This window comes from Hyella patelloides LEGE 07179, from assembly GCF_900659865.1.
Classification (GTDB): Bacteria; Cyanobacteriota; Cyanobacteriia; order Cyanobacteriales; family Xenococcaceae; genus Hyella; species Hyella patelloides.
Genome location: NZ_LR213965.1, coordinates 1 through 8296, shown reverse-complemented (window position 1 = coordinate 8296; position 8296 = coordinate 1). Strand labels below are relative to the sequence as shown.

4 protein-coding genes and 1 pseudogene are annotated in these 8296 nt (G+C 37.3%); 4 read left to right on the top strand and 1 reads right to left on the bottom strand.

All coding sequences use genetic code 11. The features are described 5' to 3' along the window. A partial coding sequence (locus H1P_RS23815; RefSeq protein WP_186376108.1) for an acyl-CoA-binding domain-containing protein occupies positions 1–412 on the top strand: 412 nt, incomplete at its 5' end. Between the two features lie 14 nt (positions 413–426). Here H1P_RS23815 and H1P_RS23810 read toward each other — a convergent pair. Beyond that, positions 427–549: pseudogene (locus H1P_RS23810) on the bottom strand (transposase); the annotation flags it as partial. Positions 550–824: 275 nt separating this feature from the next. On the opposite strand from H1P_RS23810, the gene H1P_RS23805 reads away from it, so the two are divergent. The 3 genes from H1P_RS23805 to H1P_RS23795 all read left to right on the top strand — a co-directional run. Then, positions 825–2186, top strand: coding sequence for an acyl-CoA-binding protein (locus tag H1P_RS23805; RefSeq protein ID WP_144872030.1), 1362 nt, complete (start codon positions 825–827; stop codon positions 2184–2186). Between the two features lie 20 nt (positions 2187–2206). After that, entirely contained in the window at positions 2207–5638 is a 3432-nt protein-coding gene (locus tag H1P_RS23800; RefSeq protein ID WP_144872028.1) for a non-ribosomal peptide synthetase, read from the top strand. A 61-nt stretch (positions 5639–5699) separates the two neighbouring features. Continuing rightward, positions 5700–8296 (top strand): type I polyketide synthase (locus H1P_RS23795; protein ID WP_144872025.1); only part of this gene is annotated, 2597 nt, incomplete at its 3' end.

Sequence of the window (8296 nt, the reverse complement as noted above, 5' to 3'; positions counted from 1 at the left end):
CAGCGTACATATTTATCCTCACCGATGGAAAGGTGATTTCATTGATGAAAATAATCACAATATCGAAAAGCAATTTAGTATCTTAGTTTCTGGAAAAGATGATTATAAAGTAAATGTTGTTCAAGATTGGAATGATTTAAATGAAGTAGAAGTGGAATTTCAAAAGATGTTTAACCTATTGAGGTTTAACCATCTTGAACTACCTCAAAATGAAAAAGCTTATGAGATCAACAGTTTGTATAAACAAGCTATTGAAGGGGATTGTCAGGAACCCGAGCCAAATCAAGATTCTGCCAATTATCTTCTTTGGGAAGCTTGGAAAAGAAAATCTGGTATGAGCAAATTATTTGCAATGAAGGAATACAGTAAACTGGTTGCTTCATTGTCTCGCAAAGTTGTAAGAACACACTAAGTTATATTGAATGGGCTTAGATATCTGGAATATTCTATCTGAGAAATATTTTTTAATTGGTCATTAATTGTTTCAATAATTGAGCGTTTCAGGGACAAAAGCTTATCTTGAAGCCGTATTAGTATATTTTTCATATTTTGACTAGTGGTCATGGGCGTAAATATCGATACCATTAGCAAAGTTGATTCATAAATAAATTTAACCCATTTTAATGGCGACTGTATTTAAGCCTCGTTCCACTAGGTTAAGGCAAAGAATTGAATTAAAACTTTTCTAAAAGCTGGGAAGTCAGTTTTTGAAATACATATTCCTTATTCCGAACTGAGTTTAGGTAATAGCAATTAACTGAGTAATTCGGATATTGCGAGTAAAAGCCTAACATTACACAAAATCAAAGAATTAAAGGTTCATTATGAATTTAACTAACTTTTTACAGAGACTTATAATCCAAGGTTGGAAATTTTGGAATGATAAAGACAAATTGTTGTATGATGCTCCTAAAGAAAAGTTGACTTTAGATACATTAAATCAACTCAAGGAATACAAATCAGACATTTTACGTTTGCTGCGAGAAAGTCCAGAAATTTTTCAGATAGATTCTGCCCTAACGTTAACTTCAGAACAGATTGAGCATTTTAATAATAAAGGTTGGTTAGGACCCCTAGATGCTTTTTCCTTATCGGAAATAAGAGCTGTAATGGATTGTTTAGAATCCCATTCTGTTGTACCTCGGATACATAAACGAAGCACTATGGTATTTCATAACAACATTTACAATCAGTCTACTAGTCGAGATCAGCATTTATTCCACCGACCAATTGCCGAGCTATTTAAAAGTCCTAAAATTGTTCAACGATTAAACAACCTAGGAGAACCAGATCTATTATTGTGGCGAACAAATCTTTTTGCAAAATTAGCAGGACACGATACGATTTCCTGGCATCAAGTGTTCGAGCATTACTCAACCACCAATATACATGAAGCAAAACAGTCTTTGATTTTTCCTGAAAAAGATAAAGACGCTTTGAACTTTACTGTCTGGGTTGCATTAGATGATTCCACAATCGATAACGGATGCCTTCAGTTTGCAAATGGTACTCATAAGGTTAGATTTGAATTTGTTAACAATTCTGTTCCTGCTAGTGAAGGAATATTTGCTGGAATAAACATTCATCATTCACTCTATCAACAGGGTAATCAATATTCTGGAACTTTTATTTTTGATGAAAATGATTGGGAAATAGAAGCCGTTCCAGCTAAAGCAGGTCAGATTATTATCTTTTCAGAAAGATGTATGCATTCATCTTTACCTAATCAAACAAATAATCGACGATTGGCTATCAATGCACGTTATATTCGTCCGAGCGTACATATTTATCCTCACCGATGGAAAGGTGATTTCATTGATGAAAATAATCACAATATCGAAAAGCAATTTAGTATCTTAGTTTCTGGAAAAGATGATTATAAAGTAAATGTTGTTCAAGATTGGAATGATTTAAATGAAGTAGAAGTGGAATTTCAAAAGATGTTTAACCTATTGAAATTCATGCATGTTAAAACACCTATGAATGATGAATTTTATAAGATAAACAGTTTGTATAAACAAGCTATTGAAGGCGATTGTCAGGAATCCCAACCAAAAAAAGATTCTGCTAAATATCCGCTTTGGGAAGCTTGGAAGAGAAAATCTGGCATGAGTAAATTAGTTGCAATGAAGGAATACAGTAAACTGGTGGCTTCACTGCCTCGCAAAGTTGTAAGAAAACACTAATCACGAGGGAGTTGATAAATATGAATTCGATCAAATTGTTGAAAGAACTCGTAATTAAAGGTTGGAAATTTTGGAATAATGGAGACAAATTGTTGTATGATGCACCATCAGAGCAATTAACTTCTGAACTATTAGCTCAACTAAAGCAACATAAAGTTGAAATCATAAAATTACTTCAGAAAGAACCAGATATCTTTAATGTTCACCCTCTTTCCTATAGTCAAAAAGCTCTATGGTTTATATGGGAATTAGAACCTGAAAGTGCTGCCCATAACGTGGTTTTTTCTGCTCGTATTTTTGATGATTTAAATGTAGCTTTATTTCGTGCTGCTTTCATAGAGTTAGTTGATCGTCACCCTTGTTTGCGTAGCACTTTTCCAAAACTTGGCGAACAACCAATTCGACAGGTACATCAAAATTTTCAACTAGATTGGAGGCAGATAGATGCTTCATCCCAAGATGAAGCAGAGCTTTATTCTCGAGTAGTTGGAGAATCAAAACGGTCTTTTAATCTAGCAAAAGAATTAATTATACGCATAAGATTATTTACGATTTCTGCATCAGAACATATTTTATTAATAACAATACATCATATTGCCATTGATGGTTGGTCTTTAGATATTATTTTATCGGAATTACCCAAGCTTTATCAAGCAAAAGTTAATGGTGTTTGTGCATCCCTGACTACTTTAAAAAATTCTTATTCAGATTATGTTCGCTCCCAAGAAGAACTGTTGGAAGGAACAGAAGGAGAGAAACTTTTTCATTATTGGGAATCTAAACTTGAAGGAGAATTACCAGTATTAAATCTACCTACAGATAAACCAAGACCAGCAATACAAACATATAATGGTGCATCAATTATTTTTGAGTTGTCCGAGCAACTTTCGCAAAAACTCAAACAACTAGCTATAGATAACAATGCAACACTTTACATGACTCTTTTAGCAGCTTTCCAGGTGTTGTTGTATCACTACACTGGCACTGATGATTTTTTAGTTGGTTCTCCAGTTGCAGGCAGATTGCAGTCTCAATTTAGAGAGATTGTTGGTTATTTTGTTAACTTAGTAGTTTTGCGTGGAAACCTATCTAATAATCCTAGCTTTAAAGAGTTTTTAAATCAAATTCGTCAAACAGTAAATGAAGCACTTATTCATCAAAATTACCCATTTTCTCTGTTAGTAGAAAAATTACAACCATATCGAGATTCAAGTCGTTCGCCTATTTTTCAAGTATCTTTTGCTTTACAGCAGTTGCGACAATCTCGAAACATACAAAACTCATTTGTAGATAAAATAGGGAAAAATATTTATTGGGGAGGATTGAAGTCAGAACCTTTAAAAATACCGCAGCAAGAAGGTCAAAATGATTTGGATTTAGAGATTCTTGAAGGTAGTTCATCTATTAAAGGAAGTTTTAAGTACAATACTGACTTGTTCAACTCACAAACAATTGAGCGAATGGTTGGTCACTTCCAAAATTTACTCGAAGCAATTGTGGAAAATCCTGACCAGAAAGTGGGGAGTTTAAACTTGCTCTCAGAATCAGAAAGACATCAGTTATTGGTTGAATGGAATGATACAGCAACAGAATACCCATCTGACAAATGTATTCATCAGTTATTTGAAGAGCAGGTAGAAAAAACACCCGACGCTGTTGCGGTAATTTTTGAAGAACAACAATTAACCTATCGACAATTAAATCAAAGAGCCAATCAATTAGCTCATCATCTGCAAAACCTGGGAGTAAAACCAGAGGTGTTGGTGGGGATTTGTGTGGAGCGTTCCATTGAGATGGTGGTAGGACTGTTGGGGATACTCAAAGCTGGTGGAGCTTATGTACCACTAGACCCCAATTATCCTCCAGAAAGATTGAGTTATATGTTGGCAGATTCTAATGTGGGGGTGTTGCTGACTCAGGACTCTTTGCAAGAATCTTTACCAGAGCATAATGCACAGGTGATTTGTTTGGATACTGATTGGGGTGCGATCAAGCAATACTCTAAGTCTAATCTTAATGCTGGGGCAAGTTTCGATAATTTGGCTTATGTGATTTACACCTCTGGTTCTACTGGCAAACCCAAGGGGGTAATGATTATCCATGGTGGTATGGCTAATTATTTAAACTGGTGTACAAAAACTTATAATATTGCTGACGGAGTTGGCTCTGTTGTTAATTCTTCCATTGGATTTGATGCTACCATTACCAGTTTATTTGCACCTTTATTGGTGGGTGGTAAGGTGGTTCTTCTACCAAAGATAGAAGAAATTGAGGCACTCAAAGCAGCATTATCTTCCGGTACAAAATTTAGCCTTATCAAAATAACCCCGGCTCATTTAGAAATACTCAGTCATTTATTAGAATTTGAACAAATAAACATTCAAACCCAAGCATTTATTATTGGTGGGGAAGCATTATCAGAAAAAGTTGCTTCTTTTTGGCAACAATACGCACCAACAACTGGATTGATTAATGAATATGGTCCGACTGAAACTGTAGTCGGATGCTGTATTTACAAAGTTGAAAAACAAAGCTTTTCTGGGGGTAATATACCCATCGGTCGACCCATAGCCAACACCGAAATCTACATTCTAGATTCCCCTTTACAGCCAGTACCAGTGGGTGTACCTGGAGAACTGCACATTGGTGGTGATGGCTTGGCTAGAGGCTATTTGAACCGTCCCCAACTAACATCAGAAAAATTTATTGAAAATCCCTTCAATAAAAGTAGTTCAAAACGACTCTATAAAACAGGGGATTTAGCTCGTTACTTAAGTGATGGAAATATAGAATTCCTAGGTCGCATCGATAACCAAGTGAAGATTAGAGGCTTCCGTATCGAACTAGGAGAAATAGAAGTAGTCCTGGCTAGTCATCCTCAAGTAAATCAAACTGTAGTCATTGCTGTTGAAGAAAGCACTGGTAACAAACGCTTAGTAGCCTACATAGTTGCGGACTCAGAAATCACAACTCAACAACTACGGGAACACCTCAAAGCACAGCTACCAGAATACATGGTACCCAGTGCTTTTGTTATCTTGAGCACTATACCATTAACACCTAATGGTAAGGTAGACCGCCAAGCTCTACCAGCACTAGATATAAACTCAACTCGTGAGCATGAATATGTGCCACCTCAAACTGAAACTGAAAAACATATTGCGGTGGTTTTTCAAGAAATGCTGCAACTAGAAAAAATAAGCATTTATGACAATTTCTTTGAACTAGGAGCTAATTCACTAATCTTACTAAGAATCAATAGTAAGTTACAAGAAAAATTATCAATGGAATTGTCTGTTATTGACATGTTTACCTATCCAAATATAAAAAGTTTAAGTCAACACATAGCGAATAGAAATACAACAAAACCGCCATTGGAAGCACGTGAAATATCCCGAGAAGCAGTAAAGTTCAGAATAAGAAAAAGGCTTAAACTCAGGGGTAAAGTTTAAGTCAAGCAAAAATATAAAATCCTTATGTGATTTGGTAAAAATCAAAAATTGAAAGATACAAATGGATCAAATTAACGAATTAGATATTGCAATTATTGGGCTATCTGGTCGCTTTCCTCAAGCAAAAGACATTAATTCTTTCTGGCAAAACCTTAAAGATGGTGTAGAATGCATTTCTACTTTCTCAGAACAAGAACTTCTAGACTCTGGCATCAGACCAGAGCTACTGAAAAATCCCAACTACGTGAGAGCTAGAGCTGTGCTTTCAGATATTGAAATGTTTGATGCAGCTTTTTTTGGTCTCAGTGCAAAGGAAGCCAAGCAACTCGACCCACAACAACGTCTTTTCTTGGAATCTGCATGGGAAGTGATCGAAAGCGCTGGTTATGATCCAGAAAAATATGCTGGCTCGATCGGAGTCTATGCAGGGGTAGGCTTAAACACTTACTTGCTCAACAATATTCCTGTTAACATTGACTTCCAAGATGTTGTTGGTCAGTATCAATTACTTATAAACAGTGATAAAGATTTTCTATCTACCCGTGTTAGTTACAAATTGAATCTTACTGGTCCATCAGTTAATGTTCAAACAGCCTGCTCAACTACATTGGTGGCGGTTCACTTAGCCTGTCAGAGTTTACTTAACGGAGAATGTGATATGGCTTTGGCTGGAGGGGTGTCAATTTTGCTCCCTCAGAAAATTGGTCATCTCTATACTGAAGGCATGATTTATTCTCGAGATGGTCATTGTCGAGCTTTTGATGCTAAAGCCAAAGGCACTGTAGTAGGTAGCGGTTTAGGTATTGTGCTTTTGAAGCGACTAGAAAATGCGATCGCAGATAGAGATTATATTCATGCCATTATCAAGGGTTCGGCTATTAATAATGATGGCTCTTTGAAAGTGGGGTACACAGCACCTAGTACAGAAGGTCAAGCAAAGGTCATCGATCAAGCTCAAGCTGTAGCTGAAGTAGATGCAGAGAGTATTACTTACATAGAAGCTCACGGCACTGGCACAACATTGGGAGACCCCATTGAAATTGCTGCTTTGACTAAAGCATTCAGACAAAGTACCCAGAAAAAGAATTTTTGTGCTATTGGTTCTCTCAAAACTAACATGGGACACCTTGACACTGCCGCAGGTGTAGCAGGACTGATCAAAACTGTTTTAGCTCTCAAACACAAGTTAATTCCTCCTAGTTTGCACTTTGACGAACCATCGCCTAATATTGATTTTGCTAACAGTCCCTTTTACGTCAATACCACCCTATCTGAATGGAACAGCAACGGTACTCCTAGACGAGCAGGAGTTAGTTCTTTTGGTATCGGTGGCACTAATGCCCATGTAATTTTAGAAGAAGCTCCTCTACTCCCACCTTCAGGAAAATCCCGACCGAGGCATTTGCTTCTCATCTCTGCTAAAACCAGTTCCGCACTAGAGCAAGTAACTGCTAACTTGGGTACACATCTCCAGGAAAATCCTGAGTTAAATCTAGCTGATTTAGCTTATACCTTGAGTTGTGGTCGCAAAGCTTTCGAGCATCGACGGATGTTAGTTTGTCAGGAAATCAAAGAGGCAGTGGTTGCCCTGACCAATTTAGATTCTCAACAGGTTTTTACCAATACTTTAGAATCCACAGATCGACCTGTTGTGTTTATGTTTCCCGGGCAGGGGTCTCAGTATGTCAATATGGCATTGGAACTCTACGAAACCGAACCCCTATTTCGCCAACAGGTAGATTTATGTTCGGAAATACTGAAGCAGGAATTGGAGTTGGACTTGCGTCAGATACTCTATCCTCAGCCCGAACAAACTCAAATAGCAAAGCAGCAGTTGGAACAAACAGCGATCGCTCAGTCTGCTATTTTCGTAGTTGAGTACGCCCTAGCTAAGTTATGGCAATCCTGGGGGGTTTATCCTCAAGCAATGATCGGTCATAGTATAGGTGAATATGTGGCTGCAACTTTAGCAGAAGTATTTTCCCTAGAAACAGCTTTATCTCTAGTTGCAGCCAGAGGAAAAATGATTCAGAAACTTCCCAAAGGTGCGATGCTCTCTACTCCCCTTCCTGCAGAGCAAGTGCAACCGCTATTAACAGAAGAACTTTCCATCGCAGCTATTAACGAAGCATTTAGATGTGTAATTTCAGGCTCTACAGAGGCAATAGATATTCTCGAAAATAAATTAGCTTCCCAAAGCATAGAATGTCGTCGTCTCCATACCTCTCACGCCTTTCATTCTCAGATGATGGAACCAATTTTAGATGAATTTAGACAAAGAGTTGGACAAGAATCATTAAAGTCTCCTCAAATACCATTTATATCGAGTCTAACAGGGGATTGGATTAAAGAATCTCAGGCAACAGATCCGAACCATTGGGTTCAGCATTTGCGTCAAACTGTTTTATTTGCCAAAGGCATAGAAAAACTATTGCAAAACCCAGAACAAATTTTGCTAGAAGTGGGTCCTGGTCGAACATTAGGTTCCTTATCGAAACGGCATCTGGCTCATCATGAGCAAAAATTAGTACTAGCATCAGTACGCCATCCTCAAGAAGAGCTATCGGATGTAGCTTTTTTGCTCAATTCCTTAGGTCACCTATGGTTAGCTGGGATTGAGGTAGATTGGTCTAGATTTTACATTCAAGAGGAACGCGA